13 protein-coding genes are annotated in these 15,618 nt (G+C 32.6%); 6 read left to right on the top strand and 7 right to left on the bottom strand.

Translation table 11 applies throughout. The annotated features are described in order from the left end of the window. Positions 1 to 220 precede the first annotated feature (220 nt). From LS64_RS10715 to LS64_RS10725, 3 genes are all read left to right on the top strand, one after another. On the top strand, positions 221 to 529 hold the full coding sequence (locus tag LS64_RS10715; RefSeq protein ID WP_034570858.1) for a hypothetical protein: 309 nt from the start codon (positions 221 to 223) through the stop codon (positions 527 to 529). Positions 530 to 611: 82 nt separating this feature from the next. Further along, positions 612 to 3,875, top strand: a complete 3,264-nt coding sequence (locus tag LS64_RS10720; protein WP_138127347.1) for a hypothetical protein — start codon at positions 612 to 614, stop codon at positions 3,873 to 3,875. Between the two features lie 9 nt (positions 3,876 to 3,884). Beyond that, positions 3,885 to 5,327 (top strand): hypothetical protein, encoded by a 1,443-nt coding sequence (locus LS64_RS10725; protein ID WP_034570863.1) that lies wholly within the window; start codon positions 3,885 to 3,887, stop codon positions 5,325 to 5,327. Between the two features lie 71 nt (positions 5,328 to 5,398). Here the strand turns inward: LS64_RS10725 and LS64_RS10730 are convergent, their stop codons facing one another. The 3 genes from LS64_RS10730 to LS64_RS10740 are packed head-to-tail and all read right to left on the bottom strand — an operon-like array spanning position 5,399 to position 8,805. After that, positions 5,399 to 7,771: a dynamin family protein gene (locus LS64_RS10730; protein ID WP_052062381.1), complete on the bottom strand. Its 2,373-nt coding sequence runs from the start codon at positions 7,769 to 7,771 to the stop codon at positions 5,399 to 5,401. Positions 7,772 to 7,799: 28 nt separating this feature from the next. Further along, positions 7,800 to 8,126, bottom strand: coding sequence for an AzlD domain-containing protein (locus tag LS64_RS10735; RefSeq protein ID WP_034570866.1), 327 nt, complete (start codon positions 8,124 to 8,126; stop codon positions 7,800 to 7,802). Further along, positions 8,119 to 8,805 carry an AzlC family ABC transporter permease gene (locus LS64_RS10740; RefSeq protein ID WP_034570868.1) on the bottom strand — a complete coding sequence of 229 codons (687 nt, stop codon included), beginning with the start codon at positions 8,803 to 8,805 and terminating at the stop codon, positions 8,119 to 8,121. Before LS64_RS10740 ends, LS64_RS10735 begins: the two co-directional genes overlap by 8 nt. Before the next feature lie 121 nt (positions 8,806 to 8,926). Here LS64_RS10740 and LS64_RS10745 point away from each other — a divergent pair, with 121 nt between their 5' ends. The 3 genes from LS64_RS10745 to LS64_RS10755 all read left to right on the top strand — a co-directional run bounded on the left by LS64_RS10745 (position 8,927) and on the right by LS64_RS10755 (position 12,492). Then, entirely contained in the window at positions 8,927 to 10,033 is a 1,107-nt protein-coding gene (locus LS64_RS10745; RefSeq protein ID WP_034570871.1) for a toxic anion resistance protein, read from the top strand. 113 nt (positions 10,034 to 10,146) lie between these two features. Beyond that, positions 10,147 to 10,671 (top strand): hypothetical protein, encoded by a 525-nt coding sequence (locus tag LS64_RS10750; RefSeq protein ID WP_052062382.1) that lies wholly within the window; start codon positions 10,147 to 10,149, stop codon positions 10,669 to 10,671. Between the two features lie 171 nt (positions 10,672 to 10,842). Next, a complete protein-coding gene (locus LS64_RS10755; RefSeq protein ID WP_034570877.1) occupies positions 10,843 to 12,492 on the top strand; it encodes a methyl-accepting chemotaxis protein in 1,650 nt (549 codons plus the stop codon). A gap of 17 nt (positions 12,493 to 12,509) precedes the next feature. On the opposite strand, the gene LS64_RS10760 is transcribed toward LS64_RS10755, so the two are convergent. The 4 genes from LS64_RS10760 to adhP all read right to left on the bottom strand — a co-directional run bounded on the left by LS64_RS10760 (position 12,510) and on the right by adhP (position 15,473). Beyond that, the gene (locus tag LS64_RS10760) at positions 12,510 to 12,722 is read right to left on the bottom strand and encodes a hypothetical protein (protein WP_034570879.1); all 213 of its coding nucleotides are present in this window, start codon (positions 12,720 to 12,722) and stop codon (positions 12,510 to 12,512) included. A gap of 25 nt (positions 12,723 to 12,747) precedes the next feature. Next, complete coding sequence (locus tag LS64_RS10765; protein WP_034570882.1) at positions 12,748 to 13,053, bottom strand: DUF1955 domain-containing protein; 306 nt, start codon at positions 13,051 to 13,053, stop codon at positions 12,748 to 12,750. A gap of 86 nt (positions 13,054 to 13,139) precedes the next feature. Beyond that, positions 13,140 to 14,306, bottom strand: a complete 1,167-nt coding sequence (locus LS64_RS10770; RefSeq protein ID WP_034570885.1) for an NAD(P)/FAD-dependent oxidoreductase — start codon at positions 14,304 to 14,306, stop codon at positions 13,140 to 13,142. 114 nt (positions 14,307 to 14,420) lie between these two features. Beyond that, the gene (gene adhP, locus LS64_RS10775; protein WP_034570887.1) at positions 14,421 to 15,473 is read right to left on the bottom strand and encodes an alcohol dehydrogenase AdhP; all 1,053 of its coding nucleotides are present in this window, start codon (positions 15,471 to 15,473) and stop codon (positions 14,421 to 14,423) included. Positions 15,474 to 15,618: the final 145 nt, after the last annotated feature.

A 15,618-nucleotide genomic window follows, 5' to 3' on the forward strand; every position in this document is an offset into this window, starting at 1 on the left:
CTAAAATAGATTCTAAAGATTTAGAATATGGTTATGGAGACTTTATTGATTTAAAAAGAGATTATATAAGAGAATGTGATGATAAAGAAATAAATCTAAATATACAAGGTAAAATCTTATTAGCACCTAGTGGGACAAGTAAAATAAGATTAGAAGTGAGATAAAAAGATTCTAATATAAAATTTGTTATAATTATAGAATCTAACACAAAAGGTTAAGAATGGCTTTTAAGGTAATATGTGAACATTGTGGAGATAGCATAAATAAAATAACAAATGAAGTAGGTGGTAATCTTTTAGGATATAGAATGGTTGAATGTAAGCATTGTCATACTCAATATAAGCATTATAGATATTTGCTAGAAATTGTTTTTATAGTTATATCAAGTGCGTTAACAATAATTTTAGAATATTATAATATTACTGATTTATGGGTGAATATATTTATATTTTACATCTTAATAAGAATGTTTGCAATTTATTTGATACCACTAAAAAATAAATTTGATACCGCATATTTAGAGGAATAATATGGCAATATTCACCCAGCTAGATATGTTCTTTGGCTCTCAATATGATATACGTATAGGAGAAACTAGCTTAAGTGATAATTTGGAAAAACTTATTACGCCAAATACAATACAATTTATTGATTATAAAGAAAATATCCCTTATATAAATCTTAATTACGCCTTAAATAGATTGCTAGAATTTATTGATAATTTTAAGCAAGAAAAATATGATATATCAAATCAAATTTCTTATAAAGATTATTTTAATAATTTGGCAAAATATCACCAAAAGATAGAAAATCTACTAAAAGATTCTAATCTTACAAATTCATTAATATTATTTAAGCAATCTCAATCATTAAAAAAGCAATATAATGATAAATTACAAAAATATATTGAATCTGCTAATAAATATTCTTTAGAAGAAAAGGAAAAAATCATTATTGAAATAACTAAAAATTTTATTAACAAAGCTGGAATCCCATTATTATTATTTTATCTTGCAGATAAAAAAAAATTAAAATTGGCACAAAATATTGCTAGGTTGCTTTTCACTAATCACCCCCAAGTTCGCTTTATACTTATTGTGTTTTCATGTTTAATATTTATGAAAGATATATACATAAATTTAAAGGATAAAGACAAAAAAATTGAATTTAAAAATAATATATCTATTTATTTTGGACATATTTTATGTATTATGGATGTGATGGATAGTTCGTATCAAGCAGCACATTTTATTAATATTACTAATGAGCAATATGGGGCTTTTCGTATTGAAAATATTAATGTTGCAAATAATTCCACAATATCAAAAATTGTTATAGAATCTTGCAACACTAGAAATATATTTACTTCATTTGAGCATTTAATAGAATTTTCTTTATCCAATAATAAAACTATTAATACGAAAGATATTTGCAAGATTGATGACAAAAATTTTGCACAACTATCACTTTTCACAGGATTAATAGGGGCAATATATGACCCATTAGAAATACAACAAAATCCACTGGAATATTTATTTATAAAATTCCATAATTATGTAAAATTTAATCAAAAAATAAATCCTAAAAATAATTATATCGCTTATAATTCTACAATTACACATACAACTTTTGAAACAAGCGAAAATATAGAAATAAGCTCAGCATTTCAACATATAAAAAACTTGCTTTTAAAATCTCATAATTTTATATTAGCCAAAACACAAAGTTTTAGTTCTGTTATAATATATGATTTGTTATTACAAAGTTTCAAAATTTCAAATCAAAATAATAAACCTATACATAAAGATGTTTTAATTCTTACAACGCCTTTGCATACAGAATCTTTTGAATATAAAATACAAAAACATATAAAAAAACTATGTCTTGACAACACAGACACGCAACATAATATCACATTTATGACATCTATATGTCGCATAAATAAGCAAGATTATTTTATTTCACTAAGAAGCAATATGCTTGAGTATGTAAGAAATATAGATAAAATAGTTGGCGATGATTTTAATAATGATTTGTTAGCATTTCTAACGAAACAAAGACAAGTAAAGATAAAAAAAATATTTGATAAAATATTAATAAACATTGGCGGACATTTACAATTTAAAAATATAGATTTAAGTGAATTAATGAAATTTTATATTGACTTACAAGATGTAGTTAGTAAAGCAGAACTTAATCCTTGGATTGATAGAAATGATACAGAATCTTTAATAAAAAATGTAAAAATAAAATATCCTAAAGAAAAAAACGCAATAAAAAAAGCCTTTGATTCTATAGAAAATAACTTTAAATTGCTAATGTTATGTTTAAATGATTTATCCATTCTTATATCATATTTTCAAGATACAAATCTATTAAACATAAATGATTTTAAAAAAGATATAGAAAATAAAAAAAATGATATAGAAAAGTTATTGCAAACACACAAGGATAATTTTCCTGCAAATCTTATAAGATTTTCGCAATTAGCTATAAAAGAATATTTTTCACTGCAAGATATTAAAGATTCTGAAAAACTAGAAAGTAAGATACTAAGTGTATATAATTCTAAAATTGACAACACCAAAGATACTTATAAAGATTTATTTTCATCAATAGATTCTATAAATACACATATCATAATAAATATTGTAGAAAAAATTACACCTATTCCACATTCTATATTCACAAAAATTCTAAGTGATAAAGCTTATATAAATTTTTGCTTTATAGTGTTTGTTGATTTTGCAAAACACAATAAAGGACATTATATACTATCAAATGCGTTATTTATTTCACAAACAATTAAAATAACTGAATATGAGATTAAAAATAGCTCAAATATAAACATTGAAAAAGCATTCCAAAAAGCATTAAATAATATTGAAAAAACTATTGGCGATAAGGCAATAGCATATTTTTTTAATAAACCAACATTAGCTAATAGCTCATTGTCGGCAATATTTGGCATACATAAATCAGAAGAAATGTTCCAATCAACGATAAAATATCTATTGGAAATTAAATATGATGAGTTTTTTTATAAAATAAATATTAATGATTTTAAGGCTTTAGGACTTAATTTTATTATAGATTTTACAATAGATTCTATATTTGATATTATTTTCCCTAATTTACAACGAGATAGTTTAAGAGAAGATATAGCCATGCTATTATTATCACAAAGACGTTACAAACCTATGCCTTATGCAAAATGGGAAAAAGATAGTGTATATATGTATGTGCCAGATTCTATTAGACAAACATTTGTTTGTGCTGATTTTAGTGCTATGCTCATAGGTGGTTCACCATTTAATAGCGGATGGTGTATTCATAATAGCTCTCTAGCAGGATTCATACAAAACAAAGATTTAACACTTATACACACATTGCAATTATTAAGAAAATATATATGTGGAAAAAATATGAAAACATTATCTCTTAATACTTTTCACACACAATCAGATTCTATATTCAAAGAAGCATATTGCAAGGTCTTGCACTACATAGGATTAGCTAATAAAGAGCACACCTTATATCTAACGCAAAGAATACCAAATGTAACAATAGATAAAATAAACCAACTCTTTAATCCAAAAACTCTTATAGATACCAAGAATCTTATAAGGACAAAAATAAAAAAAGATATAAATGCTAGTAATGATGATGAAAATTTTATAGCTTCAAAGCCTATGAGATATAGTAGAGATTTTTTAATACAACTAAAACGAGTAGCAGAATATAATTACTTGATATATACTAACGCATTTGATGAACCAAATTATAATGGAGAAAACAGACAAGAAGTAGAATTACTAGGTAGTTTAATCTATGATAAAGATTTTATCCCAACAACAATAGATATACAAGATTAAAGGAAAAAGATGAAAGGTGCAATATTTAAATATCGCGAAATTGATATATGGAATAGAATAGAAGAAGAGGCAAAAAATGATACTTCAAAATATAACTTTAAATCACAAGAAGATATGAGATTACATGAGCTTAATACCATTATGCAAACTCTAAAATCATATCGTCCATCCCCAAATGGCAATGGTATGAAATGGAGCAAAGAAGAAAAGGCAAAGTTTGTAAAGCTAAGCTATAAAGAACAGCGAAAAATGATAGTAAGAAAAAGTGAGTTAAAATCAAGCTTATTTCCTTATGTCAATGTAGATTACAAAGATTATGTATATAGTGATAGAATAAGTGATACGGCTAAAAAAGCGTATGATAAAGCAACTAAGATTCTAGAATCTAAGTCTAAAATAGATTTTAATAATTTAGATTCTAAGATACAACAAGAAATATTACAGAATCTAAGAATAGCCTATAATGAAAGATACTTAAAAGCAGGAGTAGAACTAGCAAAGCTATTATTCAAAAAATCACATTTAAAAGGTGGAGATGAAAACAAAAAGGATATGTATGAATGTAATAAAATAGTAAAAGATTTATTGAGCGAAAAAATAGGAGATATAAGCTATTTGTATTATCAGTTATATAAATGGTGTATTGATGAAGATAGATTGTATAATGATTTAGATATTTATGATTTAGGGTTAGTAAGAGAAGTAGCACTAGAGTGTTATAATCACGCCTTAGAATCTATTGTATGGGAGGCAATAGATGAAGAAGGACAAAGACGAGGTATTAAAGGAACAATATTTGCCGCTGAACTCTATCTTGCTGCTGCTATAAAATATCAAAGTCCATTAGCCTTTTATATGGCGGGGAGTAATTATGGAGCTCAAGGTGTTTGGACTACCGCTTACGCACTTATCCCATATCATGCTTGTATTCGTTGCTCAATAGCTTTAGGTAAGACAAGTGGCATAGAAAAACTTGCAAAAGATTATACACAAGGCTTATTTATGCAACACGCTTCGCGTCCTAGAGCAGTTGCTATGTGGGATTATGCTCAAAAATCTGCTAGTAAAAGAGGTTTAATTAATGGTTTGGACCCATATTTTGATGATAAATTCCCCCCTGATTTAATGATAGACTTAAGTGCACAAGTGCAAGGATGTATATATGGTGGTAGTATAAAAATGATGGGATTAGTCCTAGCAAGAGAGCAAGGGCTAATAAAAGACCCAAGAGATAAAGACTCAACAATGGAGAGCATAAAACATTATTATCTAACAATGTGGCAGATTGTAGTCACTAGAACTAGAACATACACTTATAGAGGTATTAATCCATATGACATACTTAGCGATAGAATCTACTCTAAGCTGGTATATGGGCTGCCTTCTGCTAGACCATATATATTCCCAACAGAAGTGCTAGATTTAAAAATAGATTTTAATAAAGGATTCTAAGGTAGTTTAAAAAACAAGATGTATATCAAAATTCTGATTTTATAGAATCTAGATTCTATATTTTTTAAGGTTTATGCAAGTTCATCGCACACATATTTTAGCTCGTTTATTATGAGTGGAAGTTCGTGCAGTTGGGCGTTTATTTTTTCTTTTAGTTTCTCATTATTTGGGTCATTTCGCTTATCTAAAGTCGCTTTTATCGTGGCATTTTTTAAAGCAATTTGAGCTTTTATAGAATCTTTTTGCAAGTTTGCCTTTGCGTTAAAAAACTCTAGCAACGCAGATTCTATGGACTTGTTTTTTTCTTTTATAATATTATTAAAACTATCAAAATTTTGGCTAAATACAGAATCTAGCTTTTGCGGTAGCTCAAATTCGCTACTTTTACTATGGCTTGAAATTAGCTCGTATGCGGCATTTTGCACACTAAAAAGCATTTTATTTATCCCCTCTTTTGGCGGAGTAAAATCAAATTTTGGCGACTGCAAAGGCTTTAAATTTTTAGAATCTAATGAGCTAGTATCCGCGTGCAATTCGCTAGATTCAGCAAAATTTGACTCAATTAAGCCCTGAATTTTTTGCGCGATTTTATAGCTATACTCGCGACTTAAATCGCTAAAGCAATCACTAAAACCTTGCGAAATGATAGAATCTACCCTTTCACGCGAAGGCTTCCCGCCCTTTTCATACTCATATTTTGCGTCCTCATAAAGCCTATTTGCGATTTTTTCTTGCTCTTTTTTTAGGCTTTTTTCCACAAAATTTTGCATAGATTGCAAAAAAGTTTCTAACTCTTTTCCCTTTTTAATAATCTCATCATTCTTAGAATCTAGCTTTTTTAGTAACATTTCATTCTCATTTTCTAGCTCTTTTAGCATAGAATCTATGTTACTTTTTGAAGCATTTAAGATTTTAGATTCTATCTCAAGCGTTTCTTTTTGTAACAAACTCTGGCGTAAAAATCCACGATATGCCAAAAATAAAATATCTTTCATTTTATAGCTATTCTCACCCAAAAGCACATCGCTTAGGTATTTTTCCACATTTAAAATACCCGTTTTTTCCATATTATAGCCCTTGCTCTCCGCCTCGCTTTCACGCCCTGTGCGGCACAAAAGGGCAAGAAAACTAGCCACCGGGATAAAAGTAATGCGATTAATTATGGAATCTAAATTGCTTACATTCGCTCTTTTTAGCTGCATTTCAAGGCTAGACTTCGTGTATTCTAGGCACTTAGAAAGCTCACTTTCACTAATTAAATCAATGCGCGTTAGTATCACAAGTAGCCGCGAAATATTCTGCGAAAGCAAGGCATTCAAAATAAAATCAATGTCAATTTGCGTGGCAGCGCAGCTCGCATTCATCACATGAACTAGCAAATCGCAGTTTTCAATGTAACTTTTCGTAATCTCTTCACGCTTTATCACAGGGTCATCTAAGCCCGGTGTATCCACGATTTCCACGCCATTTTGCAAGAATTTTAAGTCGCAAAAAAGCTCGACTTCTTTTACCAAATTACACAATTTTGATGGGTCATTCGCCGATGTGTAAATAGGTAACTCTTTTAAATCAATATCAATAATTCTGCTACTTTTCGTAACATATTCTCTCAATTTCTCGCCAAAAAGATTCTCACTTTGCTTCACAAATGCGCTCAAACTTTTATCATATTTGCTAGATTCTAATAAACTCTGCCACTCATTTGTATTCCAAAAATGCACGCGCGCCTTTTGAGTTTGGCTATATCGCAAAATTGTAAGATTTGCCGTCTCTGGAATGGCGGATGTGCCTAAAATTTCGCTACCCAAAAGCGCGTTTAAAAATGTGCTTTTCCCAGCGCTAAGGACGCCTGTGATACCGATTGAAAACTTGTTATTTTGCATATTATTTTTTATTTTTTCTAAATTTTCATAGAATTTAGAATCTAGATTTAGCGTTAGCAAATTTTTATAAATAGATTCTAACTCTTCTTTTAAAGCTACTAAATTTAGAACTTTTTCTTGCTTTTTATTCTTAGATTCTAAACTTTTTGCTAATTTATTAAAGCAATTTATTAGCCCTTTACTACTTGCATTATCTAAAATCTCAACCGCGTTAAGCCGCGTAATATAGGGCTTTAAACCCTTTAAATCACTCGCATTTATATGCTCTAAAATATAATTTTGCGCTAATTTGATAGAATCTAAATTTTTTATAGAATCTAAATTATTAGATTCAGTATTTTTAGAATCTAAAATTACATTTTTCATAATTTCTTTAAAAATATCAGTTTTGCTAAAAGTGCTAAAATTTTGCTCATTTACACTTAAAATAATTGCTTTAATATCCAAATTTATAGAATCTAAAAAGGGCGTATTTAGGGCATTTTGGCTAGATTCTAAAGTAGATTCTAAACTAAAATCACCACCATAAACACTAACAAAAAAGTCTTTAATTTCTTGCATAAAAATCCTTAAAAAAGCATAATTTTAGCTAAAAAAATCGCAGAAAAATCATATAAACAATCACAGAAATAAAAATGCTAAGCAGGGCGTTTTTGCTTACAATCTGTAATATTAAGGCTAAAAAACTACAAAATATGAAACTATAAAGTATTTTAGAGTTAGAAAAATCATAACTAAATAGCGTGTAAAATACAAGTATCACCATAATCATAAGTGGCATATTTTTTTGTATAAATGACAAAGTTTGGCTATTTTCCCTTGATTTTTTAAATAAAAAAAAGGGCAAGATTCTACTACCATAAGTCGCTAGAAAGCCCATAAATACGCATAAAATAAAGTATTTAGAATCAAACATTTTTGCCCCTTTTAAAAAATAGTAAAATCACCAAAGAAATGCTTAGACAAATAAAAAGCATATATGATTTTGGGATAAATAAAAAACCACAAAGCCCGATAATTGCGGCGATTGCAAGGAGTTTCTTATTAGGATTTTGCCGAAAGGCTTCACACGCTAGGACGATAAAAAGGGCATTTAAGCTAAACTCAATGCCAGAATAATCAAACGCTACATTTTGCTGAAAAATAAAGCCCAAAGCCACGCCGATAAGCCAATAGCTTTGATTTAAAAAGCATAATAAGGCACAAAAAAAGCTTCGTTTTTTAGAACTTTTTATACTAAAAAATTCAGCCTTATATGTGCTAAGAAGCGCAAAACTCTCATCACTTAAAGCAAAAATAACATAATGTCGCAAGAAATTTAAGCCGCGAATTTCACTCAATAAACTTAAAGAATAAAAAAAATGCCTAAAAGAGAGCAAAAAAAGCGTTACAAAAATGCCTAGCAAAGACTCCCCAGCCACAATAAAAAAAATAAGCAAAAACTCCGCAGAGCCAGAATACACAAAAAATGAAATCGCCAAGCTTTGCAACAACGAAAAGCCATTGCTGGATGCCAAAATCCCTAAAGCCATCCCTAAAAAAATGTATGCAAACGCCACAGGCAAGGTGATTTGAAAGACTTTTAACGCACTCATTTTGCCACTTTGAAATTTGGTAAATGGAATTTTAGCATAAAATGTATTTTTAGAATCCACAAAAATAGGATAGAATCAAAGCTTAGATTCTAAGATTTAAAGCAAAAATAAGGATAACAAAATGCAAGAAAATAAAAAAAATGTCCTAATTGACGAGCTAAGTAAGAACATTTCTAAAGGGAACATCGATAGGGATATGGTCGATAAGTTTGCAAGGCAGGAAAAGGCTGAAAGTATGCAAATTAGCGAGATGGTGAGAGGCAACCTAGCGAATTTGGAGGGCAGAGATAAGCCTGTCTTTGACGCGCTAACCAGCCTGCAAAATACCATAAATGAGCTAAATCCTAATAATTTTAAGGTTGGATTTTTTGATAAGCTTTTTGGCGGGGCAAAAGGCAAGATGAAAAAATATTTCCAAAAATTTGATGATAATAAGGAGCTAATTAGCGAGATAATTCGCAAACTTGATAGCAGTAAAGAGGTGCTAGAGCGCGATAATGTCGCCCTTGATATCGAGGCAAAACGCAACGCAGAGCTTGCTAAAAAGCTGCAAAGTAAGCTAGAAATCGCACAAGAAGCGAATAATTATATAGAATCTGTTTTGAGCGGGTCGCCTGTAGATTCTAAGACGCCGCAATGGGGCGAGACAAATACTGAATCTACTAGCACAGCGGTAGTCCCGAGCGTGACGGCAGTGCAAAGCTATGAAGGAATCGAGCTAACACCAGATAATAAGCAAGAAGTGCAAAATAAGATTCTATTTCCGCTAAAGCAAAAAATAATGGATTTTCAGCAGCAAATCTTAGTGCATACGCAGGGTGAAATCGCCCTAAAAACGCTAATAAACAACAATAAAGAGCTGATAAATAGCGTGGATAGGACAAAAAGCGTAACGCTAAATGCGCTAAATGTGGCAATCATTACGGCGCAAGGCTTAGAGCAGCAGCAGCGTGTGCTAAAGGCGGTGCAGGATATTAATGCGCAAACTAGCGATTTAATCGCCCACACAGGCGCGAAACTAAAAGAGCAAGGCAATCAAATCCAGCAAAGTGCGGCAAGTGCAATGCTTGATATGGATAAGCTAAAGGGCGCATTTAACGATGTTTTGAGTGCGATGAATGATATGCAAAACTTTAAAATCAACGCGTTACCCAAAATGCAAGAAAATATCAATCTATACGACAAATATCTAGACGATATGAAACGCGGGATAAAGCTTAGTGAATAGAATCTAGATTCTAAAATTTCACGCCTTAAAGATTCTAAAACAAGCTTTAAACTAACCAAGGCTATGAATTACTATAACACTTTTTAGCTAAAATACCAAAAAGGGTTAAGGTGATGAAAAAGTTATTTTTATGCGTGTTTTTTGGTATTTTTATGTGGCAAGTTTTATACGCAGAGGATGTAAATGAGCCAAAATATAATCGCTATAAAACGTGGAAAAATATAGAATCTAAGCAGGTTTTGGAGGCAAAAGAAAAAAAACTAGAGGCTTACTATTGGCAAGTCAATAAGCAATCTTTCGAAAAAAACTTCGTGCGATTTAATGGCAAAAAGGTTATGTCGCACACATATTTTGCCAAAGCAAGCCTAAAAGACATCCACAATCTAAGCACTTATATCGTTTTGAGCGAATTTTATATCAAGTCAATTAGCGAGCATAACGACCTTGATGGCATAAGTGTGGGAGGTGTTTTGAGTGAAGATGCAGGCGAGAAAAAGGCGCAAGTGCGATATTTCAAATTCGCCCAACGCTACTATACCGCATTGCACGAGCTAGGTGTGGGCGCGAAAGCCTACTCATATTGCGCCGCGCCATACCTTACAAGCTGCATACTTATTGGCATTGGGGAAAAGTGGTAGGGTTAGAATCTAATTTATCTTGTTGTTAAAACTAATGATAAAAAACTAGATAGTTTCTAACCTAAACAAAAATTACCTTAATTTCCACTTAAAACCATTTTATTGTTAACTATATAACTATTTTAGGTTAAAATAATAAGTTTATAGAATCTAAATAATTAAGGAGAAAATATGCAACAAAACAAAATGAAAGTTGGCACGACTTTAGGTCTTGCCTTTGGAATCTTATTACTTTTATCATTTGTAATTACACTTTTTAGCTTACTAAAAATCGATTATGTTATCAAAAGTTTGGGCGAGATAAATGATATAAACCTGCTAAAACAACGATATGCAATCAATTTTCGTGGCAGCGTGCATGACCGCTCCATAGATATTCGCGATGTGATACTTACGCCATCACAAGATACAAGCCGCCTAAACGCCCTAATTGCCGATATGCAACGCCTTGAAGCCTTTTACAACGAAGCCCGTGATAATATGGAAAAAACTTTTATAAGCAAAAATATGTTTGATAGCACGGAAACGCAGATTTATAACGCTATACGCGATATTCGCATAAAAAATACGCCTTTTATTGACGAGATTATCCGCATTAAAAAAAGTGGCGGTGATGATTCTAAAGCGATGGAAAATCTGCAAAAAGCCGCGCCCCTTTTTACTGAATGGCTCGCTCAAATCAATAAATTTATCGACTTAGAAGAGACCAAAAATCAAGCCGCCACGCAGCATTTACGCGAGTCTGTGGAGAGCTTTAAGATTCTATTGCTAGTGCTACTTGTGCTAAGCATTGTGATAGGCGTTAGCATTTCAATTTATATTGTGAAAAGCCTGCTAAATTCGCTAGGTGGCGAGCCGCACACTGCGTCACTTATCGTTAGCAAGATTGCAAATGGCGATTTGAGTGAAAATGTGCAGTATCGTAACAAAGATTCTATGCTTTACTCAATCGCAAGTATGCAAACAAAGCTAAAGGAGATTGTGCGCTCCATTGTTAATTCATCTCGTGAAATCTATGATTCTACCCACAAGGTCTATAATGTCTCGCAAATCGCCCAAAAGGCTGCAAAAGAGCAAATGGAAAGTAGCAAAGTAGTCGCAAGTAAAATCGAGGATGTAAGCAAAGCGGTAAGCGAAATAAGCAATGCTACAAAACTAAGCGAAGAAAACACAGAAAAAAGCGTGGAGCTTTCCCACAAAGGCGTAGAAATGATAAATAGCACGGCTGAAGGCGTAAGTAAAATCACAGAAGTAATCAACGAAGCCGCGACAAATATCCGCAGTCTGCAGCAGCAAAGCCAAGAGATTAGCAACTCAACGAGCCTGATTGCTGAAATCGCTGACCAAACAAATTTATTAGCACTGAATGCGGCAATAGAAGCGGCAAGAGCAGGAGAGCATGGACGTGGCTTTGCCGTTGTCGCTGATGAAGTGCGAAAATTAGCAGAACGCACCGCAAATAGCACGACAGAAATCGCGCGAATGGTGCAGCTAATACAGCACGGGATAGAATCTAGCGCAGAATCTATGGAAGTGATGGTCCCACAAATTAGCCAAGGGCAAGAAATGATACAAAACTGCGTAAGTTTGCTAAATGATATACAAGCCCAAGCCCAAGATTCACTAACCAAAGCAAAAGAAGTAGCAGAGGCTAGTAACCAGCAAGAAGCCACAATCGCAAGTATTACCCAAGATATAAAACACATAAGCGATTTAAGCATAAGCACGAGCGAATCGCTAAATAACGCAAATGAAAGCGTAAATGACCTGCAACAAATAAGCGACACACTCAAAAAACATATGGAATACTTTAAAATGTGATTTATAGAATCTAGATTCTATAAATTTTTAGAATCTAATTTAAACTCTATTTTATCTTTTTGGATAAATTCCACACCTTCGTCATACTTTGCAATTTCTCCACTTATTATTTCACTTATTATCTCATTTATATATCCAGGCTGAATATCCATACTAAATAAGATTTCAAAGTAATAAGGTTTTAAATTACTAGGTATTTCACTAGATTCCATGTTATTTTTTCTTCTCATTTAACCACTTTAAAATTCTCAAATATTATTTTGAATCTACCATAGGACAAGCATCCTTGTTACCTAACTTACAAGCTTTTTGCCAATAATCTTGTGCATCAAAATCATTGCCACTTTTTGCATATAGATTTGCTATCATCATGCAGGCATTGACATCATTTTTAAAGCATAAATTTTTTAGAATCTCTCTATTCCTATTCAAAAAATTTTGAATGGGAATGCTAGGGTCATAGCAATTCCAACAAATATCATCATATTCATCTTGTATATTTTGTGGGACACAAAACATAATATTTACACACAAAAACACACTAAAAAATATTCTAAACATTTTTATTTTCTCCTTAAAAATTTGAAATTATACACTAACATGTATTACTTCATTACAAATTTACGTAAAATTAAATATTTAAACTCTTATTTCAATATCGTTTTAACCCAGCGAGATTCTATGAAGTGTTTGATGAAACTAGCGATTTTACCACTAAAATGAAAGTTGTAAATATAGCCGATTGCATAGCCACGTCCTAGCGAACAAAAGGAGGCTTTTGGGATAAATTCAAAGCTAGATTCTATATTTTTACCATCAATTAGATTCATAATATTTCCCGCTAACGCCACGCCCTCTTGCACGCTAAGTTGCGCCGTTGGCGGGTAAAACGCACCTTGTGCATCCTTTAGACACGAATTATCACCGATAAAAAAATATTTTGGATAAAGATTCTCAATATTTTTCATATTCGCACCGACTTCGACCTTGCTACGCCCGTTTTTAAAGTTGCTTTTTGCGATGATTTCATTGCCTTTGACCCCCGCAGTCCAAATGATATTATTCGCATTTAAAGTGTTTTCCCCGCTAGATTCAGCGATTTTGATACCATTTTCAAAGCACTCCAAAATTTTCGCATTATTTTTCACCTCCACGCCCAAAGATTCTAAACGCTTATAAGCCTTTGCCACAAGGGCTTTGCTATACATAGGCAAAATAGAAGGCATCGCCTCAATGATATAAATTTTGATTTTTTTAGAATCTATTGCATTAGATTCTGCAATTTCTTTGGCACTTAGGGCTAACTCACTAGCAAATTCTACGCCTGTTAAGCCTCCGCCACACACAATAATTTTCAAGTCATTTTCATCACTGCTTGTTTTATAACGCAAGATATTTTGCTTTATTTTCTCATGTATTTTCAGGGCAGATTCGTAAGAGTGGATATTAAGCGTAAAGTCACTAATACCCTTAATACCGAAACTCTCGCTACTAAAGCCCAAACCACTAACGATATAATCATAGCCTTTTAACTCGCCATTTTGCTCTAGCATTACAGAATCTTCTCTTAGTTCCACGACATTATCTTGCAAGAATTTAATCTTAGAATCTAAGATTTTCTCAAGTGGGAATTTTACATTTTTAACGCTCTCTCCCCAAGCCGCGATTGTGTGTAATAAAACCGTGTGGTAATGGTAGTTGTGCTTACTTACAAGTGTGATTTCAGCCTTGTCAAAATACTCAGCCCTAATACTTTTCAATGCCGAGATATTCGCATATCCAGCCCCTAAAAATAAAATTTTCAACTTTTGCATATTTTTCCTTTTTATATTGAAATAAGTATGTTTTCGCTTCAAAAACATAGTTATTTCAATAGATTCTATTAGATTCAATAGAATTTATAGAATCTAACCCCCCATTTTTTACGACTATAACGCCATATCAAGCACTATCCTACCATTGATTTTACCCTTTCGCATATCATCAAATATTTCATTGATAGAATCTAGCTTGGCAGGTTGGACGTGGGCTTTTACACGACCTGTTTGGGCAAACTCAATTGATTCTTGTAAATCTAGCCTTGTGCCGACACTAGAGCCACGAATTGTAGTCCCATTAATAATCATATTAAAGATATTCACAGGGAAATCACCCGGTGGTAAGCCATTTAGCGTAACGGTGCCACCGCTTCTAACCACGGCTAAGGCTTGTTTGAATGCCACAGGATGCACCGCAGTGACCAACACTCCGTGTGTGCCGCCTTTTGTCTCTTTTACAATCTTATCAATCGTTCCTTGCTCTCCTAGCTCTTTAGCATTTGCTACCACTTCAGCCCCATAACTTTTAGCAAGCTCTAGCTTTTCATCAGCTACATCAATAGCGGCTACTCTTAAGCCCATCGCTTTGGCATATTGCACGGCGACATGTCCTAAGCCGCCGATACCAGAAATGGTAACCCACTCACCAGGACGCGCCTCTGTCATTTTTAAGCCTTTATACACCGTCACACCCGCACATAAAATCGGCGCGATTTCGACAAGCTGCTGATGGGTTAGATTCTTATCTAAAATGCCTACATAGTTAGCATCACCGATTGCATATTCTGCAAATCCACCATTGACGGTGTAGCCACCACGCACTTTATTTTTGCATAAGGTCTCCCATCCGCCAAGGCACTTTTCACAATGCCCACACGTGCTATATAGCCAAGGGATGCCCACCGCATCACCAACTTTTAAGTGCGTAACGCCTTCACCTACTTCCACAATCCTACCTACGCCCTCATGTCCTGGGATAATATTTGGTGCAGGTTTCACAGGCCAGTCGCCATCCACCGCGTGTAAGTCCGTGTGGCACACGCCACAAGCCTCAATTTTGACTAGAATCTCACCACGTTTAGGCTTTGGTATCTCTAGCTCTTCTATCACTAATGGCTTGCCACATTCTTTCACCACTGCGGCTTTCATCGTTTTCTTGCTCATAGTCTTCCTTTAAAAATATTTAATGTGCGTAGATTCTATAAAATGTATAAAATATTTACACATCAAGTTACATTATAATCAAATTAACACTAAAAAAACTAAAAATGAATTTTATTTTAAAAAATATATATGAGTGTGTAAAATT

It is taken from the genome of Helicobacter saguini, from assembly GCF_000762875.2.
Taxonomy (GTDB): Bacteria; Campylobacterota; Campylobacteria; order Campylobacterales; family Helicobacteraceae; genus Helicobacter_A; species Helicobacter_A saguini.

What these genes read in the sequence shown, in the direction of transcription:
- LS64_RS10715 (WP_034570858.1), top strand. Translation starts at nt 221, where the DNA reads ATGGCTTTTAAGGTAATATGTGAACATTGTGGAGATAGCATAAATAAA.
- LS64_RS10725 (WP_034570863.1), top strand. Translation starts at nt 3,885, where the DNA reads ATGAAAGGTGCAATATTTAAATATCGCGAAATTGATATATGGAATAGA.
- LS64_RS10730 (WP_052062381.1), bottom strand. Translation starts at nt 7,771, where the DNA reads ATGCAAGAAATTAAAGACTTTTTTGTTAGTGTTTATGGTGGTGATTTT.
- LS64_RS10735 (WP_034570866.1), bottom strand. Translation starts at nt 8,126, where the DNA reads ATGTTTGATTCTAAATACTTTATTTTATGCGTATTTATGGGCTTTCTA.
- LS64_RS10740 (WP_034570868.1), bottom strand. Translation starts at nt 8,805, where the DNA reads ATGAGTGCGTTAAAAGTCTTTCAAATCACCTTGCCTGTGGCGTTTGCA.
- LS64_RS10745 (WP_034570871.1), top strand. Translation starts at nt 8,927, where the DNA reads ATGCAAGAAAATAAAAAAAATGTCCTAATTGACGAGCTAAGTAAGAAC.
- LS64_RS10750 (WP_052062382.1), top strand. Translation starts at nt 10,147, where the DNA reads ATGAAAAAGTTATTTTTATGCGTGTTTTTTGGTATTTTTATGTGGCAA.
- LS64_RS10755 (WP_034570877.1), top strand. Translation starts at nt 10,843, where the DNA reads ATGCAACAAAACAAAATGAAAGTTGGCACGACTTTAGGTCTTGCCTTT.
- LS64_RS10760 (WP_034570879.1), bottom strand. Translation starts at nt 12,722, where the DNA reads ATGAGAAGAAAAAATAACATGGAATCTAGTGAAATACCTAGTAATTTA.
- LS64_RS10765 (WP_034570882.1), bottom strand. Translation starts at nt 13,053, where the DNA reads ATGTTTAGAATATTTTTTAGTGTGTTTTTGTGTGTAAATATTATGTTT.
- LS64_RS10770 (WP_034570885.1), bottom strand. Translation starts at nt 14,306, where the DNA reads ATGCAAAAGTTGAAAATTTTATTTTTAGGGGCTGGATATGCGAATATC.
- adhP (WP_034570887.1), bottom strand. Translation starts at nt 15,473, where the DNA reads ATGAGCAAGAAAACGATGAAAGCCGCAGTGGTGAAAGAATGTGGCAAG.